This is a genomic window from Stenotrophomonas sp., assembly GCF_059505245.1.
Map to the genome: position 1 here is coordinate 134123 of NZ_JCACKF010000008.1, position 18732 is coordinate 152854.

The window sequence follows — 18732 nt, forward strand, 5'->3', positions numbered from 1 at the left end:
CCGGCCAATAGTGCCAGAAATGACTTAATCCCCTCCGTCCCCTTTTTGTCAGTTGGCGATGATTTCGACCCAGTAGCCGTCCGGGTCCTTGATGAAGGCCAGGTTCTTCATGCGGCCGTCGGTCAGGCGTTTCTGGAAGGTCACGCCGAGGTCCTCGAAGCGCTGGCAGGCGGCCTCGATGTCCGGCACCGACACGCAGATGTGGCCGAAGCCGCGCGGGTCGCTGTTGCCGTCGTGGTACACCGCACCGGCCTGGGTTTCGGTACCGTGGTTGTGGGTCAGTTCCAGCACGCCCGGCAGGCCGGCCATCCACAGGCGGCGCTGGCTGTCGTCTTCTGGCACCACTGCGCCGGCCGGCACGTAGGCCAGGAAGTACAGGCTGAACTGGGCGTCGGGGAAGTCGCGCTTGTCGATCAGCTGGTAACCCAGTACGCGGGTGTAGAAGTCCAGCGAGGCGGTGATGTCCTTCACCCGCAGCATGGTGTGGTTGAACACGAAGCCGCTGGTTTCGGCCGGGGCCTGGGCGGCGACGCCGGGGACATCGCGCAGGGCGGGAATGGTCATGGGGGAGGTCCTTCAGACGGGGCCGTTGCCGGCCGGATGGCGCCATTCTACCGGCCCGCACCTGACGGCACCGCGACGTACAATGGCCGGATCGCACCGTTCCGTCCTGATAACGATTGCCCGCCATGTCGCAGCGTGAATGGGTGGCCGCCGCCATCCGCAAGATCGAAGCCGATTTCAACCGTTCCGCCGATACCCATCTGATCCCGCTGGCGCTGCCCGGGTTCGAGGGCATCGACCTGTACCTGAAGGACGAGTCGAGCCATCCCACCGGCAGCCTCAAGCACCGGCTGGCGCGCTCGCTGTTCCTGTACGCGCTGGCCAACGGTTGGTTGCGCGAGGGCCGGCCAGTGATCGAGGCCTCCAGTGGCTCGACCGCCGTGTCCGAAGCCTATTTCGCGCGCCTGCTGGGCCTGCCGTTCATTGCGGTGATCCCGGCCACCACCTCGCCGGAAAAGATCGCGGCGATCGAGTTCCATGGGGGCCGCTGCCACCTGGTCGAGCGCGCCTGCGACCTCAACTGTGATTCGGAAAAGCTGGCCCGCGAAACCGGCGGCCACTTCATGGACCAGTTCACCTATGCCGAGCGGGCGACCGACTGGCGTGCCAACAACAACATCGCCGAATCCATCTTCAAGCAGATGGCCGAAGAGCCCAGCCCGGTTCCGGAATGGATCGTGTGCAGCCCGGGTACCGGCGGTACCGCCGCCACGCTGGGCCGTTATGTCAGCTACCGCCGGCATGACACCCGCATCCTCTGCGCGGACCCGGAAGTGTCGGTGTTCTTCGACGGCTACAAGGCTGCCGTGGCCGGTGAACAGGACTGGCGTGGACTGACCTGTAGCGGTGGCTCGCGCGTGGAAGGCATCGGCCGGCCACGGGTGGAGCCGAGTTTCATCCCGACCAGTGTCGATGCGATGGTGAAGGTGCCCGATGCGCTGAGCCTGGCCGCGATGCGCCATGTCAGCCGCCAGCTCGGCCGCCGTGTCGGTGGCTCCACCGGCACCAACTTCATCGGCGTGCTGCAGGCCGCGCAATGGATGCGTGAGGCGGGCCACCAGGGCAGCATCGTCAGCATCCTGTGCGACAGTGGCGAGCGCTATGCGCAGAGCTATTACGACCCGGCGTGGTATGGGCGACAGGGGATCGATGTCGACGGCGCCGATGCGCAGCTGGCGGCGGCGGTGGCCGGGCAGGGGTTGCCCGAACTGCCGTGGTGCAGCCTGGAAGCGTTGTAACGCGGCAACGCACGGCCGGCTGTGCATCGGCTGGGTAGCGTCTACTGTTGGTCGACCGCTCCACGTTCAGGTCGCCGGAATCCCGCGCTGCGCGCGAAAGTCGACCCACAGTCGACTCCACCCGGTCGCCGGGGCGTCTCAATACCCCGCTGCGGTGAACGCATCCAGCACCGCATCGCGCAGCGCATCAGGCAACGCCTCGATGTCCATCGCGCGGTCATCCAGGTGCAGGCTGGGGTCCAGGATGCTGGCGCGTCCCTGGGCCAATGCCTGCAGCCACAGCAGCACGCAGATCACGAACTCGCGCTCGTGGCCCAGCTGCAACTGGCTGGCGCCGCGCTCGATCACCTCGAACGGGTACCACTCCTGGGCATCGTTGAACGTGCCGCCCTGCTGCAATACCGCCTGCAGCTGCTCCAAATGGCGGGGGGCGTCGTCGCCGGCATCGCACAGCGCGGCGATCCAGGCCAGTTCTGCCGGGCTGGCGGACAGCGCCAGCGAGCGCGCCGGTGAGATGGATGCCACTGCAGCCAGACCTTCCATGTAGGGCCTCGTTCGGTAAGTACCGCTGCGGACTCCCCCGCAGCCAGAGCTTCGGTGCGCGGCCGTCAGGCCGACGTGAACGCCGGCGCATGCCCCCTTGTCAGCCGCGCCTGTCAGCGCCATATCTGGGAAGCTGCCCGCCCGCCGGGCCCGTTCCCTGGAGATCTGCCGTGACCGTTGCCAACCCCCTGCTCGACTTTTCCGGACTGCCGCGCTTTGACGCGATCCGCCCCGAGCACGTCGCGCCGGCGCTGGATGTGCTGCTGGCCGAGGCCGAAGCTGCCGTCAGCGCAGCCGAGCGGGTGCAGCCGGTGCGTTGGGACACCTTCGTCACCCCGCTGGATGACGCCACCGAGCGCCTGTGGCGTGCCTGGGGCCTGGTCGGCCACCTGCAGGGGGTGGTCAACACCCCGGAACTGCGTGAGGCCTACAACGGCAACCTGCCGCGGGTGACCCGTTTCGCCAGCGCGCTGGGCCAGAACCTGGCGCTGTATCGCCAGTACCAGGCACTGGCCGCCAGCCCGGAGGCGGCGCATTTCAATGAAGCCCAGCGCAAGGTGCTGGACAACACGCTGCGTGACTTCCGCCTGGGCGGTGCCGAGCTGGCACCTGAGGCGCAGCAGCGCTTTGCGGCGATCAAGGAGGAACTGTCGGCGCTGTCGGCGAAGTTCTCGCAGAACGTGCTCGACGCCACCGATGCATGGTCGCTGTACATCGAGGACGAAGCGCGACTGCTGGGCCTGCCGGAAGACGTGAAGGCTGCCGCGCGCGCTGCGGCAGAGAAGGACGGCAGGACCGGCTGGAAACTGACCCTGCAGATGCCGTGCTACCTGCCGGTGCAGACCTGGGCTGAAGACCGCGACCTGCGCGAGATCCTGTACCGTGCCAGCGCGCAGCGTGCATCGGAGTTCGGCGATGACGCGCTGGACAACAGTGGCAACATCGACCGTATCCTTGCCCTGCGCGCCGAACTGGCCGCGTTGCTCGGCTTCGATTCGTACGGCCATTACTCGGTGGCGACCAAGATGGCGCAGGACCCGGCCGAAGTGCTGGGTTTCCTGCGTGACCTTGCCGCGCGAGCCAAGCCGTTCGCGGCCAAGGACCGCGCCGAGCTGGAGCAGTTCGCACGCGAGCAGCTGGGCATCGATGACCTGCAGGCCTGGGACCTGGCGTTCGCCGCCGACCGCCTGAAGCAGGCGCGTTACAGCTATTCCGAGCAGGAGGTGAAGCAGTATTTCACCGAACCGAAGGTACTGGGCGGCCTGTTCTCGGTGATCGAGCAGCTGTATGGCCTGCATGTGCAGGAAGACAGCGCACCGGTGTGGCACGAAGACGTGCGCTTCTTCCGCCTGGTCGATGCGCAGGGCGCGCTGGTCGGCCAGTTCTACCTGGACCTGTACGCACGCGAGGGCAAGCGCGGCGGTGCGTGGATGGACGATTGCCGCAACCGTCGCGTGCGTGGCGACGGCAGCGTGCAGACGCCACTGGTCTACCTGGTGTGCAACTTTGGCCGGGGCGCCAACGGCAGGCCGGCGACCTTCAGCCACAATGAAGTGACCACGCTGTTCCATGAGATGGGCCACGGGCTGCACCAGCTGCTGACCCGCATCGGCGAACTGGGCGTGGCCGGCATCAACGGCGTGGAATGGGACGCGGTGGAGCTGCCCAGCCAGTTCATGGAGAACTTCTGCTGGGAATGGGACCACCTGCAGGGCATGACCGCGCACGTGGACAGTGGCGAGCCGCTGCCGCGCGCGCTGTACGAGCGCATGCTGGCGGCGCGCAATTTCCATAGCGGCATGGCCACGGTGCGCCAGCTGGAGTTCGGCCTGTTCGACATGCTGCTGCACAGCCAGTTCGAACCGGCGCAGGACAGCGTGCTGGCACTGCTGGACCGAGTGCGCGCGGAAGTGGCCGTGAACCACCCGCCGGTCTGGAACCGCTTCCCGCACCAGTTCAGCCACATCTTCGCCGGTGGTTACGCCGCGGGTTACTACAGCTACAAGTGGGCCGAAGTGCTCAGCGCCGATGCCTACGCCGCGTTCGAGGAAGCGCCGCAGGCACTGGCTGAAACCGGTGCACGCTTCCGCGATGAGATCCTGTCGCGTGGTGGCAGCCGCCCGGCGGCGGAGAACTTCAAGGCCTTCCGCGGCCGCGCGCCGCAGATCGACGCGCTGCTGCGGCACTCGGGCATGGCGTAAGCGAAAAAAAGGGGACGGAGGGGATTAAGTCGTTTGTGCACAAACGACTTAATCCCCTCCGTCCCCTTTTTCTATTCGGCGTAGATCATCTTCCGGGTCATGCCGCCGTCGACGATGAAGTCCTGGCCGGTGCTGAAGCCGGACAGCGACGACAGCAGGTACACCGCCAGCGCGCCGATGTCCTCGGGGCGGCCGACCCGGCCGACCGGGTGCTGTGCCTGGTCGATGGCGGAGTACTCCGGTGCGTGTCGCCGCGAGGGGGCCTGCCAGGCCGTGGTGCCGATCCAGCCCGGACTGATGCTGTTGACCCGCACCGTTGGGCCGGCACTGATCGCCAGCGCATGGGTGAACGCCACCAGCCCGCCTTTGGCCGCAGCATAGGCCTCGCTGTGCGCTTCGGATTGCCAGGCGCGGGTCGAGGCGATGTTGATGATTGCGCCGGCGGCGCTGGCCGTCAGCGCCGGTAGTGCGTGCTTGCTGCACAGGAAGGCACCGTGCAGCGAGGACAGGCGGCGCTGCCACTCGTCCCAGTCCATGTCCTGCAGCTGCGTGCCATGCGGTCCGGCGATGCCCGCGTTGTTGACCAGCCCGTCGATACGGCTGAAACGCCGCAGGGCCACGGCGATGAAGTCGCGCACGCTGGCTTCGTCGGTGATGTCCAGGCGCTGGAATGCGGCCTCGCCACTACGCTGCCATTCCGCCAGGCACGCCTCGCCGGCCTCCACGTCCAGGTCGCCGATCAGCACGCGTCCACCGGCACCGAGCACGGCCTGGGCGATGCCACGGCCGATGCCGTTGGCGCCGCCGGTGACCAGCACCACCTTGCCCGACAGCGGCGCGGCCGGCCATGCGGCAATCGGCGGCACCGTGCTCACGTCAGGTCTTCGCCACGCAGGCGGCGATGCCAGCCGTCCACACCGATGCGGTCCAGGGTCTGGATGTTGCGCTCGACGATCACGTCCGGGTCCGGATAGACATCCACTGCGCGCGCCACGCTGTCTTCGCGCAGCAGGTGCAGGGTGGGGAAGGGCGCGCGATTGGTGTAGTTGCTGGCGTCGTCCGCTGCCACGCCGTCGAACTGGTAGTCCGGGTGGAAGCTGGCCACCTGCAGGATCCCCTGCAGGTCCAGTGCCTCGATCGCGGCGTCGGCGTTGTCGAGGAAATCGTTGTAGTCGAGGAAGTCCGTCAGCACCTGCGGATGCACGATCAGCGTGGTATCGATCTGCTCGGCCGGCGTATCGCGCAACAGCACCAGTTCCTCGGCCAGCTGCTCAACCAGCGCTTCCGGCGTGGTCGCATCACTGAGCACGATGCGGACCTGGTCCTTCACATACACCGCCTTGGCGAACGGGCACAGGTTCAGGCCGATGACGATGCGCTCCAGCCACAGGCGGGTGGCAGCGATCGGGTCATCGGTGGGCAGGGGGGAATCGGTCATGGCGGGCACGTCGGCTGGCGGGGCCGCCATTGTAGGCGCGTCGCTGGCAACGCGCCGTCGTGCCTGCCGCTGGCAGCGCCGGGGCATGCCCGGCGGATGCCTCAGTCGCGGAAGTTGTTGAACTGCAGCGGCAGCTCGAACTTGCCGGCCTTAAGCACGGCGATGGCGTCCTGCAGGTCGTCGCGCTTCTTGCCCTGCACGCGCAGCTTGTCGCCGTTGATCTGGCTTTCCACCTTCAGCTTGGCATCCTTCAGCGCCGCCGCGATCTTCTTGGCGATCTTCTGCTCGATGCCCTGCTTGACGGTGATCTTCTGCCGGGCCTGGGCCAGGTTGGTCTCGATGTCGCCGAACTCCAGGCTGAGCACGTCGATGCCGCGTGCGGCCAGGCGAGCACGCAGGATGTCGTTCATCTGCTTGAGCTGGAATTCGGTCGGCGCGGTCTGGTTGATGACATCGCCGTCGCGCTCGAATTTTGCGTCCACGCCCTTGAAGTCGAAGCGGGTGGCCAGTTCGCGGTTGGCCTGGTCGATGGCGTTGGTCAGCTCGTGGGTGTCGACTTCGGACACGACGTCGAAGGAAGGCATGGGCGGTGCTCCGCAGGTTTCAGTGGCGATCATTCTATCGCGAGGGCCCGCATGCCCGCCCTTTGTAGAGCCGAGCCCACGCTCGGCGGCTTTGTGAAGGGCAGCCGAGCGTGGGCTCGGCTCTACAGAAAGCGACGACCGGGCGATAATGGGCCATGAACGTGCAACGCTCCCCTTCGCGTGCGGTGGCCTGGATGGTCGCTGCGGTCGCCTGTTTCTCGCTGATGGACGCTGGCATGAAGCAGCTGTCGGCCAGCTATCCGACCCTGGAAGTGACCTTCCTGCGCGGCGCGGCCTCGTTGCCGTTCGTGCTGGTCTGGGTGTTGGCCAGCGCCGGCCCGCGCTCGCTGGTGCCGCGTCGCTGGGGCCTGCACCTGCTGCGTGGCGCGCTGGGCATGGCGATGATTGGCTGCTTCGTGTTCGCCCTGCGCGAACTGCCGCTGTCCACCGCCTACACCATCTATTTCGTCGCCCCGCTGCTGATCGCCGCCTTGTCGGTACCGCTGCTGGGCGAGCGGGTCGGGCCGCGGCGCTGGGTCGCCATCGGCATCGGCCTGGTCGGCGTGCTGGTGGTGCTGCGTCCGGGCGTGGACGGCTTCATTTCGGTGCCCGGCCTGATGGTGCTGGCGGCGGCAACCGCCTATGCCGTGGCGGCGATCACGGTCAGCCTGCTGACCCGCACCGATACCTCGCAGTCGATGGTGGTGTGGTTCCTGGTCATCATGGCCATCGGTGCCGGCCTGCTGTCCATTCCCGGCTGGGTGCCGCTGCAGCTGGCGCATGCGCCGCTGATCGCCGGCATGGGCCTGGCCGGGGCCCTGGGCCAGATCGCCCTGACCAAGGCCTTCCAGCTGGGCGAGGCCTCGATGATCGCGCCGCTGGAGTACAGCGGGCTGGTGTGGGTGATCGGCTGGGACCTGGCCTTCTGGGGCCAGCTGCCCGACGGCTATACCTGGGTGGGCGCCGCGATCATCGTCGCCTCCGGTCTGTACCTGCTGCACCGCGAGCGGGTGAACCGGCAGGAGCCGCCGAAGCCGCTGGATCATCCCTGAGCCGGTTGGGCCAGGGAATGCGGTCAGAGCCCCTGCGGGGATCCGACCCCGGGGTCGGATCCCCGCAGGGGCTCTGACCCCGGCCTACGCGCCGGCGCGGGCGGCTTAGAACCAAAAGGAATAACATTCTGGCCCATGGCGCGGGCGCGCGACCGCCTGCGCTGGTAGGCTGCACGCCCCCTTCCGTCACCCAGCCGGTGAGCCACGCCCGTGATCGAGTTCCAGCGCCTGCACAAATCCTATGCCGTTGCCGGCCGCGAAGTCAGCGCGCTGCAACCGCTGGACCTGACCATCGAAGCCGGTGAGGTATTCGGCATCATCGGCCATTCCGGCGCCGGCAAATCGACCCTGATCCGCATGATCAACCGGCTGGAAGAACCCAGTGGCGGGCGGTTGCTGATCGGCGGCGAGGATGTCACCGCGCTGGACGCGGACGGGCTGCGCGCGCTGCGCCGGCGCATCGGCATGATCTTCCAGCACTTCAACCTGCTGTCCTCGCGCACCGTGGCCGGCAATGTCGCCTTCCCGCTGGAGCTGGCTGGGACGCCGAAGGCGGAGATCGATGCGCGCGTTGCCGAACTGCTGCAGACCGTCGGCCTGGAAGCGCATGCGCAGAAGTATCCGGCGCAGCTGTCCGGTGGCCAGAAGCAGCGCGTCGGCATCGCCCGTGCGCTGGCGACCCGCCCGCAGATCCTGCTGTGCGACGAGGCCACCAGTGCGCTCGACCCGCAGACCACTGCATCGGTGCTGTCGCTGCTGTCGAAGATCAACCGCGAGCTCGGCCTGACCATCGTGCTGATCACCCACGAGATGGATGTGATCCGCCGCGTCTGCGACCGCGTCGCCGTGCTCGATGCCGGCCAGATGGTCGAAACCGGACCGGTTACCCGCGTCTTCCTGCACCCGCAGCACCCGACCACGCGCCGGTTCGTCAGCGAGTCGGAGCACGTGGACGAAGGCGCGTTGCACCGCGATTTCGACGTGGTCGGCGGGCGCATCGTGCGCCTGACCTTCCTTGGCGGTGACACCTACGAACCCCTGCTCGGCAGCGTCGCGCGCCAGACCGGGGTCGACTACAACATCCTGTCCGGGCGTATCGACCGGATCAAGGACACCCCGTATGGCCAGCTGGTGGTCGCCCTGGTGGGCGGTGACCAGTCCGCCGCGCAGGCCGCGTTCGTGGCTGCCGGCGTGCATGTCGAGGAGCTGCGTCGATGATCATCGCCACTGCCGGTGGTTTCTTCCGCCATCTGGATGCGGGCAAGTGGGCCGACATCGGCCAGGCGACCCTCGACACCCTGCTGATGCTGCTTGGTTCGCTGCCGCTGACCCTGGCCATCGGCCTGCCGCTGGGCGTGCTGCTGTACCTGTTCGGGGCGCCGCAGATGAAGCGCCGGCCGTTTGCCTATGGCGTGCTGGCTCTGGTGGTGAACCTGCTGCGCTCGGTGCCTTTCATCATCCTGATGATCGTGCTGATCCCGGTCACGCTGTTCCTGATGGGTACCTCGCTGGGCGTGCGCGGCGCGATCGTGCCGCTGGTGATCGGCGCGGCGCCGTTCTACGCGCGCCTTGTCGAGACCGCGCTGCGCGAAGTGGATCGTGGCGTGATCGAGGCGACCCAGGCGATGGGCGCCACCACCTGGCAGCTGGTCACCCGGGTGCTGCTGCCGGAAGCACGACCGGGGCTGATCGCCGGGGCGACGGTCACCACCGTGGCCCTGATCGGCTTCACCGCGATGGGCGGTGCGATTGGTTCCGGTGGCCTCGGCGACCTGGCGTTCCGCGATGGTTACCAGCGTTCGCACACCGACGTGGCGCTGGTCACCGTGGTCCTGTTGCTGGTCCTGGTGCAGCTGCTGCAGATGCTCGGCGACCGCCTGGTCGCGCATTACAGCCGCAAGTAACAGAATGCCGGGCGGCAGCCGGCCAGCGGCCGGCTCTACCCGATTGCCGGGAAAAAAACGGTAGTGCCGGCCGCTGGCCGGCAATTCCACGTGCGGTCAACGCGCGTTCGGTACTTCGTAGCCCAGCTTGCCGACCTGTTCCGGATGCTGAGGCACGCGCTTGAGCTTGTCGGTGTTCACGCCGTACTCGTCGCGCAGGCGCTCGGCCAGCTCCTTGTACAGGGCTTTGTCCATGTCCGGCTTGCGCGCGAAGATCCAGGCCATTTCGCGGCCCGGATAACCGATCAGTGCCCATGAATAGTCCGGGGCCACTTCCAGTACCCGCGAATGGGTCGGCACCACGCGATAGAACCAGGTTCGCCAGCCATGGTTGCCGCTGTCCGGATCGACGCTGGCACGTGCGCGAATTTCCTGCAGTGGTTCGCCGAAACCATCACGGTAGCGGTAGGTGATGGCGACCTTGTGCTCGTCGCGCAGCTCGTACTCGTTGACGCTGGCGACATGCCCGCGTTCGATGAAGTTCGGCACGCGGCCGATCACATACCAGGTGCCCATGAAGCGCTTCAGGTCGATCGGCGCCCCCGGGTCGGCCGCGTCGGTGGCGCTGGCGCGGGGCGACGGCGGCTCACTGGCGGCCATGGCAGGACCTGCCAGGGACAGAGCCAGCAGCACGGCGCAGAACGGGCGGATCGAAGTCATGCGGGAGCGGGCTCCAGTGGGCTTGCACGCGCATGGTCGACTGTGTGCACGCGATCCGTCAATGGTGTCGCATCCTGTGAGAAGGGGCTTGCCCAAGCTGTGTTGCATTGTCTACCGGAGAAGCCCCCATGAACGCTCGTTCCGTCCGTCGCCCTGCAACTGAACGCGTCATCGAACGCGCCGACCCGCGCCTGCTGCGCGGCGTGCGGCAGCTGACCCTGGCTGGGCTGGCGCTGGTACTGGTCTGGCCGGCGGCGCGTGGCAGCAGCGCATGGCTGGGCTGGCTGCCGATGTGGCTGGTGGGCATGCCGCTTGCGGCCTGGTGGGCGCTGCTGCGCTTTCCGCTGCCGCACCCGTCATGGCGATGGCGGGCGCGGCGTACCGGTGGACAGGCGCGCCGTCGGCCACGGCCTGACCTTCGACACGGGGGAGGCCGCGACATTCCGTGCTAGCGTTCCCCGGCTTATGACTGCCTGGAGCTGCAATGTCACGACTCGCTTCCGCCTGCCTGCTGGCCGGCATGATGACCGCTGCCTCGGTGGGGACCGCCGTGGCCGCTGAAGACACCGATCGCTACGCCTGGCTGGAGGACGTCACCGGCGACAAGCCACTGTCCTGGGTCAAGGAACAGAATGCCAAGTCCGAGGCGCGCCTGGCGCAGACCCCGGCCTTCAAGCAGATGGAGACCCGCATCCGCGAGGTGCTCGACTCCGACGCCAAGATTCCCGGCGTGCAGAAGATCGGCGATTACTACTACAACTTCTGGAAGGACCAGCAGCACGAGCGCGGCCTGTGGCGGCGTACCACCCTGGCCGAGTACCGCAAGGCCTCGCCGCAGTGGGAGACCGTGCTCGACCTGGATGCGCTGAACAAGGCCGAGGGTGAGAACTGGGTCTGGCACGGCGCCGATTGCCTGCGCCCGGATTACAGCCGTTGCCTGATCGCGCTGTCGCGCGGCGGCGCCGACGCCGACGTCACCCGCGAGTTCGATCTGGCCAACAAGACCTGGATCAAGGACGGCTTCTTCCGTCCGGAGTCGAAGGGCGGCCTCAACTGGGTCGATCGCGACACCGTGTTCGTCTACACCGACTTCGGTGCCGGCTCGATGACCACCTCCGGCTACCCGCGCGTGGCCAAGCTGTGGAAGCGCGGCACGCCGATGGCCTCGGCCACCGTGGTGTACGAAGGCAAGCCGGAGGACATGTACATCGCGGCGATGCACGATGACACCCCGGGCTTCGAACGCAACCTGGTCAGCCGCACCCTGGCGTTCTACAACAACGAGCTCTACCTGCGTGGCGACGACGGCACGCTGACCAAGATCGATGCGCCGAACTCGGCCGAGAAGGGGTTGCACAAGCAGTGGCTGACCCTGGAACTGCGCGATCCGTGGACCGTGGGCGGCAAGACCTACGCGTCCGGTTCGCTGCTGGCGACGAAGCTGGACGACTTCCTGGCCGGCAAGCGCGACTTCGACGTGCTGTTCACCCCGACCGCGACCACCTCGCTGGCCAGTGCCAGCTGGACCAAGAGCCACCTGGTGCTGAATGTGCTGGACGACGTCAAGAACCGCCTGTCGGTGCTGACCCCGGGCGCCGACGGCTGGCAGACCAGCCGCTTCGTCGGCGCCCCGGCCTTCGGCACGCTGGGCGTGGCTGCGGTGGACAGCAATGACAGCGACGCGGTGTGGCTGACCGCCACCGATTACCTGACGCCGACCACGCTGGCCCTGGCCGAGATCGGCCAGGCACCGGAAACGCTGAAGACCATGCCGGCCTTCTTCGATGCCAAGGGCAAGGTGATCGAGCAGCACTTCGCCACCAGCAAGGACGGCACCCGCGTGCCGTATTTCGTGGTGCACGACAGGGCGATGAAGCTCGATGGCTCCAACCCGACCCTGCTGTATGGCTACGGTGGTTTCGAGATCTCGCTGACCCCGAGCTATTCCGGTGGCATGGGCCGCGCCTGGCTGGAGAAGGGCGGCGTGTACGTGGTCGCCAACATCCGCGGCGGCGGCGAGTACGGCCCGCGCTGGCACCAGGCGGCGCTGAAGCAGAACCGTCACAAAGCCTATGAAGACATGGCCGCGGTGGCGCGGGACCTGGTCAAGCGCAAGATCACCAGCGCCAAGCACCTGGGCGTGCAGGGCGGCAGCAACGGTGGCCTGCTGACCGGCAACATGCTGACCCAGTACCCGGAGCTGTTCGGTGCGGTGGTGGTGCAGGTGCCGCTGCTGGACATGAAGCGCTACAGCCACCTGTTGGCCGGCGCCTCGTGGATGGCCGAGTACGGCAACCCGGACACCAGCGACTGGGAATTCATCAAGACCTTCTCGCCGTATCACCTGTTCAACGCGAAGAAGAACTACCCGCCGGTGCTGTTCACGACCTCCACCCGCGATGACCGCGTGCACCCGGGCCACGCCCGCAAGATGGCGGCGAAGATGATCGACGCCGGCAAGGACGTGACCTACTACGAGAACATCGAAGGGGGCCACGGCGGCGCAGCCAACAACGCACAGGCCGCGCATATGTCCGCGCTGGCCTACAGCTTCCTGTGGGAGCGGTTGGGCGGCAAGTAAGCAGAACGGAAAACGCCGCCCCAGGGCGGCGTTTTTCTTTACCGGTAGTGCCGGCCGCTGGCCGGCAACCGCATCATTCAGGTATTCCCGGCTTGCCGGCCAGCGGCCGGCACTACCCTCAACGTGATCCCTGCCAACGCTTCAACCCGCGCGCGATCCGCGCCACCGCCTCCTGCAACCGCGGTACTTGCTGGGTATACGCCAGCCGCACATGCTGGTTGGCGCGATGGAAGCCGAAATCCAGGCCCGGGGTGAACGCCACGTGCTCGGTTTCCAGGAAGTGCGCGCAGAACGCCTGCGCGTCGTCGGTGAACGCGCTGACATCGGCGTACAGGTAGAACGCGCCCTGCGGCTCGACTTCAATGCGGAAGCCGAGCTCACGCAACGCGGGCAGCAGGAAGTCGCGGCGTTGGCGGAACGCTTCACGGCGCTGTTCGAAGATCGCCATCGATTCCTCGCTGAAGCAGGCGAGCGCGGCGTGCTGGGCGATGCTGGAGGCGCTGATGTACAGGTTCTGCGCCAGCTTTTCCAGGTCCGGTACCGCTGCAGGCGGTGCCACCAGCCAGCCCAGCCGCCAGCCGGTCATGCCGAAGTACTTGGAAAAACTGTTCAGCACGAACGCGCTGTCGTCCACCTGCAGCACGCTGGGCGCATCCAGGCCGTAGGTCAGGCCGTGGTAGATCTCGTCCACCACCAGGTGGCCGCCTCGCGCGTGCAGGGCCTGCGACAGTGCCGCCAGTTCGTCGGCGGACAGCACGGTGCCGGTCGGATTGGCCGGTGAGGCGACCAGCGCGCCGACGCTGTCGTCATTCCAGTGCTGTTCCACCAGCGAAGGGGTCAGCTGGTAGGCGGTGTCCGGGCCGACCGGCACCAGCTGCGCGCCGCCCTCGACGAGGCGCAGGAAGTGGCGGTTGCAGGGGTAGCCGGGGTCGGCCAGCAGCCAGTGGCGGCCGGGATCGACCAGCAGGCTGCTGGCCAGCAGCAGCGCACCGGACCCACCCGGGGTGACCAGGATGCGTTCGGGATCGACATCCAGCCCATAGTGGCTGCGGTAGAAACCGCTGATCGCCTGGCGCAGCGCCGGCAGGCCGCGCGCGGCGGTGTAGCGGGTGTGGCCGGCGGCCAGTGCGGCCTGGCCGGCACGCACGACGGGTTCGGCGGTAGTGAAGTCCGGTTCGCCGATTTCCAGGTGGATCACATCGTGGCCTGCCTGTTCCAGCGCCTGCGCGCGGGCCAGCAGGGACATCACGTGGAACGGAGCGATTTCATGGCTGCGCCGGCTGTAGCCCGGCGTGTGGGGCGGGGTGCTCATGTGCCCATGGTACGCCGGCCGGCGCAACCCATGACGTTCCGCAGGGTTGCCGCATTGCCGAGATTGGGGTCAGATCCCTTTTCGGGAAAAGGGATCTGACCCCGTCGAAGACCATTGCATTGATGCGCCAGGAGCCTTATCTCATGAAGTCCACCCTCTGCCTGTTGCTCGCCAGCCTGATGACCACGACTGCTACCGCCGCCACGCCGCCCGTTCCGCCGGATGCCGCCAAGCATCCGCACGTGGTCAAGGCGCCGTTCGGCGCGACCCGCAACGATGACTATTACTGGCTGCGCGACGACAAGCGCGAGAACAAGGACATGCTGGCCTACCTGCAGGCCGAGAATGCCTACGCCGACCAGCTGCTGGCGCCGCTGAAGCCACTGGAAGACACCCTGTACAAGGAGATCGTCGGCCGCATCAAGCAGGACGATTCCAGCGTGCCGGCGCGCGAGCGCGGCTACTGGTACTACAGCCGCTTCGAGACCGGCCAGGATTACCCCATCCACGCGCGCCGCAAGGGCAGCATGGAGGCGGCAGAGGAAATCCTGCTGGACGTCAACGCGATGGCCGCCGGCAAGGGCTACTTCAGCGTCGGTTCGATGGAAGTCAGCCAGGACAACCAGCTGCTGGCCTGGGCCGACGATGACGTCGGCCGCCGCCAGTACACGATCCGCTTCAAGGACCTGGCCACCGGCACGTTGCTGCCCGATGTGATCACCGGCAGCTCCGGCGACCTGGTCTGGGCCGACGACAACCGCACCGTGCTGTATGTCGAGAACGATCCGGAAACGCTGCTGACCGTGCGCGTGAAGAAGCACGTGCTGGGCACCCCGGCCAGCGCCGACACCGTCGTCTACGAAGAGAAGGACGACAGCTTCTACATGGGCATCGGCCGCACCCGCGACGATCGCTTCATCACCATCGGCGTGCACAGCACCGTGTCCTCGGAAGAGCGCTACGCGCCGGCCAGCGACCCGACCACCTTCACCGTGCTGGCGCCGCGCCAGCGCGATGTCGAGTACGACGCCGACCACCATGACGGCCGCTGGGTGATCCGCACCAACGACGGTGCGAAGAACTTCAAGCTGGTCACCGCGCCGACCGATGCCACCTCGCGCGCGCAATGGAAGGATTGGATCGCGCACGACGATGCGGTGTTCATCGAAGGCTTCGAACTGTTCGACACGTACACCGCCATCGCCGAACGTTCCGAGGGCCTGGAGCGCATCCGCCTGCTGTTCAAGGACGGGCGCAGCGACTACGTGAAGGCCGACGAGCCGGCCTATTCGATGGGCCTGGGCGATAACACCGAGGCCGATACGCCGTGGCTGCGCTACGTCTACACCTCGATGACCACCCCGACCACCGTGTTCGAGCTGAACACCGCCACCGGCGAGCGTCGCCAGCTGAAGGTGCAGCCGGTGATCGGCTATGACGCCTCGAAGTACGAGACCGACCGCGTCTGGATCACCGCGCGCGATGGCGTGAAGGTGCCGGTGTCGCTGGTCTACCGCAAGGGCTACCAGAAGGACGGCAAGGGCGCGCTGTTCCAGTACGCCTACGGCAGCTACGGCATGTCGATGGATCCGTACTTCAACCAGACCGCGGTCAGCCTGCTTGATCGTGGCGTGGTGTATGCCATCGCCCACATCCGTGGCGGCCAGGAGATGGGGCGCGACTGGTACGAGAACGGCAAGCTGCTGCACAAGCAGAACACCTTCAACGACTTCATCGACGTCACCCGTGGCCTGGTAGCACAGGGCTGGGCGGCGAAGGATCGCGTGGCCGCGTCCGGTGGCAGCGCCGGCGGCCTGCTGATGGGCGCGGTGGCCAACCAGGCGCCGCAGGATTACCGGGTGATGGTGGCGCAGGTGCCGTTCGTCGACGTGGTCACCACCATGCTCGACCCGACCATTCCGTTGACCACCAACGAATACGACGAGTGGGGCAACCCGGAGCAGAAGCCGTATTACGACTACATGCTGTCCTACTCGCCCTATGACAACGTGAAGCAGCAGGCGTACCCGGCGCTGTACGTGGGTACCGGCCTGTGGGATTCGCAGGTGCAGTACTGGGAGCCCGCCAAATGGGTGGCCAAGCTGCGTGATGACAACACCGGCCACTACCCGATCCTGTTCCGCACCAACATGGAAGCTGGCCACGGCGGCAAGTCGGGGCGCTTCCAACGCTACCGCGAACTGTCCGAGTCGTACGCGTTCGTGCTGCAGCAGCTGGGCATCGCCCAGCCGTAACGGCGAAGGGGCGCCGGGCGCTGCCTGGCACCCCGAACCGGTATCCTTGCGGCCATGAGCCAGCCCGAGCCATCTGCACCCCGCGATAGCGCCACGCCGCCGCGCGTGGTGCGTTTCCGCTGGGCATGGTGGCTGCTGGCGTACGTCAGCCTGGGCACCGGCATCGTCGGCATCTTCGTTCCGGGGCTGCCGACCACCGTATTCATCCTGATCTCGGCCTGGGCCGCCTCGCGCGGTTCGGAGCGCCTGCATACCTGGCTGCTGCAGCATCCGCGTTTCGGCCCGGCCATCGCCAACTGGCAGGCACACGGGGCGGTCAGCCGCTACGGCAAGTGGATGGCCACGATCACCATGGCGGTATGCGCCGGCATCATGCTGTGGTGCGTGCCGATCGCCTGGGTGAAGTGGTTCTCGATCGGCAGCATGACCGTGGTCGCAATCTGGCTGTGGACGCGGCCGCTGCCACCACCGCCCGCGGATTGAGCGCCGGCGGTAGTGCCGGCCGCTGGCCGGCAACCCGATTCCCTGCACCAACCGCTCAGCCGCCAATGGCTATACTCGGGGCATGAAGATCCCCCATCGAAACGCCATCCTGATTCCGCTGGCAGCGGCCTCGCTGCTGCTCCTCGCCGCCTGCGGCAACAAGGGACCGCTGGTACTGCCGCAGAAGCCGGTGCCGGTGGAAGAAACCGTCGAACCCGCTGCCGAGCCCGCCACCGAGGCGACCGCGCCGCAGACCCAGGGCAGCGGCACCCCGGCCACGACCGTGGAGCCGGCCGCACCGGCCACCCAGCCGGCGCCAACGCCCGCGAAGAAGGCGGGCAGCGGGAATGAGTAAGGCCGGTTCCAGGGCCCTGCGTTTCAGCAAGATGCATGGCGCGGGCAATGATTTCGTAGTGATCGACCTGCGTGACGGCACCGCACCGCCCACGCCCGAGCTGGCCGCGCGCCTGGCCGACCGCCACACCGGCGTTGGCTGCGACCAGATCCTGACCATCGAGGCACCGCGCGCGGACGGTTCGGTGGCCTCGTACCGCATCTGGAATGCCGACGGCTCCAATTCCGAGCAGTGCGGCAACGGCGCGCGCTGCATCGCCGCCTGGCTGGTGCGCGAGGGCAGTGCGCAGGGCGATGCATTCGTCATCGACAGCCCGCTGGCCAGCCATGAAGTGAAGGTGCTGGGCGAAGGGCAGTTTGCGGTGACGATGGGCGTGCCCGCCTTCGAGCCGGCCAACGTGCCGCTGATGGGCTTTGCGCACGCGCGCGAGGAATACCTGCTGCCGCTGCAGGGCGAGAGCGTACGCTTCGCCGCGGTGTCGATGGGCAACCCGCATGCGGTGATCGAAGTGGGCCTGGTCGATGCTGCACCGGTCGAGCGCGTCGGTGCGCTGCTGCAGCAGCATGCGTCGTTCCCGCGCTCGGTGAACGTGGGCTTCGCCCAGGTGATGAGCCCGGCCCACGCCCGCCTGCGCGTGTTCGAGCGCGGTGTCGGCGAGACCCTGGCCTGCGGCAGTGGTGCCTGTGCCGCCGCGGTGACCCTGATGCAGCGCGGTCGCCTGCAGCGCGATGCCCGCATCAGCCTGCCCGGTGGCGACCTGCGCATCCAGTGGCCGGGCGATGGCCAGCCGGTGGTGATGGCGGGCCCGACCGCATTCGTCTTCGAAGGGGAGTGGATCGCATGACCGAAACCGTCGACAAGCTCGGGGCCCATGAAGTCGCTGCCTGGTTGCGGCGTCATCCCGGCTTCCTCAAGCAGTTCCCGGACCTGGCCCTGACCCTGGTGGTGCCGCGTGACGACGGCCCGACCGCGTCGCTGGCCAGCTACCAGCTGGAAGTGCTGCGCGAGAAGAACCGCGAGCTGGCACGACGGTTGGCCGATCTGGGCGCGACCGCCCAGGTCAATGAGCACCTGGCGGTGCGCACGCACCAGCTGACCCTGGCGCTGATGAAGCAGGACAACGCGGCTGACACCCTGCGCGCGATGGCCGCCTCGTTGCAGGAAGACTTCGCCGGCGACCTGGTGCGGCTGGTGGTGCACACGCCAGTGGCCGGGCTGGAACAGGCCGACTGGCTGCAGGTGATTGCCGCGGATGATCCGCAGCTGGGCCCGTTCCGCGATTGCCTGAACGATGGCGAGCCGATCTGCGGCCGCCTGCAGCCGGAAAAGAATGCCGTGCTGTACGGCGTGCGCAGCGAGGAAGTGCAGACCACCGCGCTGCTGCCGCTACCGGGCGTGGGCCTGATCGCGGTCGGCAGCCACGACCCGAACCGCTTCTACCCGGGCATGGGGACGTTGTTCCTGCGCATGATGGGCGACGCGCTGGTCACTGGCCTGAAGCGCTTCCCGGGCTGAGCAGGTTG

General features: G+C 67.4%; 19 protein-coding genes. 12 read left to right on the top strand and 7 right to left on the bottom strand.

The window, feature by feature from the left end; all coding sequences use genetic code 11:
- Window positions 1–48 precede the first annotated feature (48 nt).
- Window positions 49–564 (bottom strand): lactoylglutathione lyase, encoded by a 516-nt coding sequence (gene gloA, locus AC5JLE_RS02850; protein WP_014648479.1) that lies wholly within the window; start codon window positions 562–564, stop codon window positions 49–51.
- A 125-nt stretch (window positions 565–689) separates the two neighbouring features.
- Here gloA and AC5JLE_RS02855 point away from each other — a divergent pair, with 125 nt between their 5' ends.
- Window positions 690–1802, top strand: coding sequence for a PLP-dependent cysteine synthase family protein (locus AC5JLE_RS02855; RefSeq protein ID WP_014038552.1), 1113 nt, complete (start codon window positions 690–692; stop codon window positions 1800–1802).
- 138 nt (window positions 1803–1940) lie between these two features.
- Here the strand turns inward: AC5JLE_RS02855 and AC5JLE_RS02860 are convergent, their stop codons facing one another.
- Window positions 1941–2345 (bottom strand): hypothetical protein, encoded by a 405-nt coding sequence (locus AC5JLE_RS02860; protein WP_014648478.1) that lies wholly within the window; start codon window positions 2343–2345, stop codon window positions 1941–1943.
- 170 nt (window positions 2346–2515) lie between these two features.
- Here AC5JLE_RS02860 and AC5JLE_RS02865 point away from each other — a divergent pair, with 170 nt between their 5' ends.
- Window positions 2516–4546 carry a M3 family metallopeptidase gene (locus tag AC5JLE_RS02865; protein WP_032961226.1) on the top strand — a complete coding sequence of 677 codons (2031 nt, stop codon included), beginning with the start codon at window positions 2516–2518 and terminating at the stop codon, window positions 4544–4546.
- Between the two features lie 71 nt (window positions 4547–4617).
- Here AC5JLE_RS02865 and AC5JLE_RS02870 read toward each other — a convergent pair whose 3' ends face one another.
- The 3 genes from AC5JLE_RS02870 to AC5JLE_RS02880 all read right to left on the bottom strand — a co-directional run bounded on the left by AC5JLE_RS02870 (window position 4618) and on the right by AC5JLE_RS02880 (window position 6568).
- A complete protein-coding gene (locus AC5JLE_RS02870; protein ID WP_032961223.1) occupies window positions 4618–5421 on the bottom strand; it encodes an SDR family oxidoreductase in 804 nt (267 codons plus the stop codon).
- Window positions 5418–5984, bottom strand: coding sequence for a DUF1415 domain-containing protein (locus tag AC5JLE_RS02875; protein ID WP_049406028.1), 567 nt, complete (start codon window positions 5982–5984; stop codon window positions 5418–5420). The genes AC5JLE_RS02870 and AC5JLE_RS02875 overlap by 4 nt, the downstream gene beginning before the upstream one ends.
- A gap of 101 nt (window positions 5985–6085) precedes the next feature.
- The gene (locus AC5JLE_RS02880) at window positions 6086–6568 is read right to left on the bottom strand and encodes a YajQ family cyclic di-GMP-binding protein (RefSeq protein ID WP_006471121.1); all 483 of its coding nucleotides are present in this window, start codon (window positions 6566–6568) and stop codon (window positions 6086–6088) included.
- A 155-nt stretch (window positions 6569–6723) separates the two neighbouring features.
- Here AC5JLE_RS02880 and AC5JLE_RS02885 point away from each other — a divergent pair, with 155 nt between their 5' ends.
- The 3 genes from AC5JLE_RS02885 to AC5JLE_RS02895 all read left to right on the top strand — a co-directional run bounded on the left by AC5JLE_RS02885 (window position 6724) and on the right by AC5JLE_RS02895 (window position 9524).
- On the top strand, window positions 6724–7620 hold the full coding sequence (locus tag AC5JLE_RS02885; protein ID WP_496065000.1) for a DMT family transporter: 897 nt from the start codon (window positions 6724–6726) through the stop codon (window positions 7618–7620).
- Between the two features lie 210 nt (window positions 7621–7830).
- The gene (locus tag AC5JLE_RS02890; RefSeq protein WP_010481369.1) at window positions 7831–8838 is read left to right on the top strand and encodes a methionine ABC transporter ATP-binding protein; all 1008 of its coding nucleotides are present in this window, start codon (window positions 7831–7833) and stop codon (window positions 8836–8838) included.
- Window positions 8835–9524: a methionine ABC transporter permease gene (locus AC5JLE_RS02895; protein ID WP_134809318.1), complete on the top strand. Its 690-nt coding sequence runs from the start codon at window positions 8835–8837 to the stop codon at window positions 9522–9524. The genes AC5JLE_RS02890 and AC5JLE_RS02895 overlap by 4 nt, the downstream gene beginning before the upstream one ends.
- Window positions 9525–9620: 96 nt before the next feature.
- Here AC5JLE_RS02895 and AC5JLE_RS02900 read toward each other — a convergent pair whose 3' ends face one another.
- The gene (locus AC5JLE_RS02900) at window positions 9621–10223 is read right to left on the bottom strand and encodes a lipocalin family protein (RefSeq protein ID WP_014648471.1); all 603 of its coding nucleotides are present in this window, start codon (window positions 10221–10223) and stop codon (window positions 9621–9623) included.
- A 128-nt stretch (window positions 10224–10351) separates the two neighbouring features.
- Between AC5JLE_RS02900 and AC5JLE_RS02905 the strand changes: the two genes are divergently transcribed.
- Window positions 10352–10675 carry a hypothetical protein gene (locus tag AC5JLE_RS02905; RefSeq protein WP_241884797.1) on the top strand — a complete coding sequence of 108 codons (324 nt, stop codon included), beginning with the start codon at window positions 10352–10354 and terminating at the stop codon, window positions 10673–10675.
- Between the two features lie 32 nt (window positions 10676–10707).
- On the top strand, window positions 10708–12804 hold the full coding sequence (locus tag AC5JLE_RS02910; protein ID WP_496065001.1) for a prolyl oligopeptidase family serine peptidase: 2097 nt from the start codon (window positions 10708–10710) through the stop codon (window positions 12802–12804).
- A 118-nt stretch (window positions 12805–12922) separates the two neighbouring features.
- Here the strand turns inward: AC5JLE_RS02910 and AC5JLE_RS02915 are convergent, their stop codons facing one another.
- Complete coding sequence (locus AC5JLE_RS02915) at window positions 12923–14116, bottom strand: pyridoxal phosphate-dependent aminotransferase (protein WP_049406038.1); 1194 nt, start codon at window positions 14114–14116, stop codon at window positions 12923–12925.
- Window positions 14117–14259: 143 nt separating this feature from the next.
- On the opposite strand from AC5JLE_RS02915, the gene AC5JLE_RS02920 reads away from it, so the two are divergent.
- The 5 genes from AC5JLE_RS02920 to AC5JLE_RS02940 all read left to right on the top strand — a co-directional run bounded on the left by AC5JLE_RS02920 (window position 14260) and on the right by AC5JLE_RS02940 (window position 18724).
- Window positions 14260–16371, top strand: a complete 2112-nt coding sequence (locus AC5JLE_RS02920) for a S9 family peptidase (protein ID WP_496065002.1) — start codon at window positions 14260–14262, stop codon at window positions 16369–16371.
- Between the two features lie 54 nt (window positions 16372–16425).
- A complete protein-coding gene (locus AC5JLE_RS02925; RefSeq protein WP_014648466.1) occupies window positions 16426–16854 on the top strand; it encodes a YbaN family protein in 429 nt (142 codons plus the stop codon).
- 82 nt (window positions 16855–16936) lie between these two features.
- Window positions 16937–17209 carry an LPS translocon maturation chaperone LptM gene (lptM, locus tag AC5JLE_RS02930; RefSeq protein ID WP_014648465.1) on the top strand — a complete coding sequence of 91 codons (273 nt, stop codon included), beginning with the start codon at window positions 16937–16939 and terminating at the stop codon, window positions 17207–17209.
- Window positions 17202–18053 (top strand): diaminopimelate epimerase, encoded by an 852-nt coding sequence (dapF, locus tag AC5JLE_RS02935; protein WP_032961204.1) that lies wholly within the window; start codon window positions 17202–17204, stop codon window positions 18051–18053. The genes lptM and dapF overlap by 8 nt, the downstream gene beginning before the upstream one ends.
- Window positions 18050–18724 (top strand): DUF484 family protein, encoded by a 675-nt coding sequence (locus tag AC5JLE_RS02940; protein ID WP_134967143.1) that lies wholly within the window; start codon window positions 18050–18052, stop codon window positions 18722–18724. The genes dapF and AC5JLE_RS02940 overlap by 4 nt, the downstream gene beginning before the upstream one ends.
- Window positions 18725–18732: the final 8 nt, after the last annotated feature.

Excerpts from the sequence above, each read along its gene's own strand:
- gloA (WP_014648479.1), bottom strand. The coding sequence starts at position 564 with ATGACCATTCCCGCCCTGCGCGATGTCCCCGGCGTCGCCGCCCAGGCC.
- AC5JLE_RS02855 (WP_014038552.1), top strand. The coding sequence starts at position 690 with ATGTCGCAGCGTGAATGGGTGGCCGCCGCCATCCGCAAGATCGAAGCC.
- AC5JLE_RS02860 (WP_014648478.1), bottom strand. The coding sequence starts at position 2,345 with ATGGAAGGTCTGGCTGCAGTGGCATCCATCTCACCGGCGCGCTCGCTG.
- AC5JLE_RS02875 (WP_049406028.1), bottom strand. The coding sequence starts at position 5,984 with ATGACCGATTCCCCCCTGCCCACCGATGACCCGATCGCTGCCACCCGC.
- AC5JLE_RS02880 (WP_006471121.1), bottom strand. The coding sequence starts at position 6,568 with ATGCCTTCCTTCGACGTCGTGTCCGAAGTCGACACCCACGAGCTGACC.
- AC5JLE_RS02885 (WP_496065000.1), top strand. The coding sequence starts at position 6,724 with ATGAACGTGCAACGCTCCCCTTCGCGTGCGGTGGCCTGGATGGTCGCT.
- AC5JLE_RS02895 (WP_134809318.1), top strand. The coding sequence starts at position 8,835 with ATGATCATCGCCACTGCCGGTGGTTTCTTCCGCCATCTGGATGCGGGC.
- AC5JLE_RS02900 (WP_014648471.1), bottom strand. The coding sequence starts at position 10,223 with ATGACTTCGATCCGCCCGTTCTGCGCCGTGCTGCTGGCTCTGTCCCTG.
- AC5JLE_RS02905 (WP_241884797.1), top strand. The coding sequence starts at position 10,352 with ATGAACGCTCGTTCCGTCCGTCGCCCTGCAACTGAACGCGTCATCGAA.
- AC5JLE_RS02910 (WP_496065001.1), top strand. The coding sequence starts at position 10,708 with ATGTCACGACTCGCTTCCGCCTGCCTGCTGGCCGGCATGATGACCGCT.
- AC5JLE_RS02915 (WP_049406038.1), bottom strand. The coding sequence starts at position 14,116 with ATGAGCACCCCGCCCCACACGCCGGGCTACAGCCGGCGCAGCCATGAA.
- AC5JLE_RS02920 (WP_496065002.1), top strand. The coding sequence starts at position 14,260 with ATGAAGTCCACCCTCTGCCTGTTGCTCGCCAGCCTGATGACCACGACT.
- AC5JLE_RS02925 (WP_014648466.1), top strand. The coding sequence starts at position 16,426 with ATGAGCCAGCCCGAGCCATCTGCACCCCGCGATAGCGCCACGCCGCCG.
- lptM (WP_014648465.1), top strand. The coding sequence starts at position 16,937 with ATGAAGATCCCCCATCGAAACGCCATCCTGATTCCGCTGGCAGCGGCC.
- dapF (WP_032961204.1), top strand. The coding sequence starts at position 17,202 with ATGAGTAAGGCCGGTTCCAGGGCCCTGCGTTTCAGCAAGATGCATGGC.
- AC5JLE_RS02940 (WP_134967143.1), top strand. The coding sequence starts at position 18,050 with ATGACCGAAACCGTCGACAAGCTCGGGGCCCATGAAGTCGCTGCCTGG.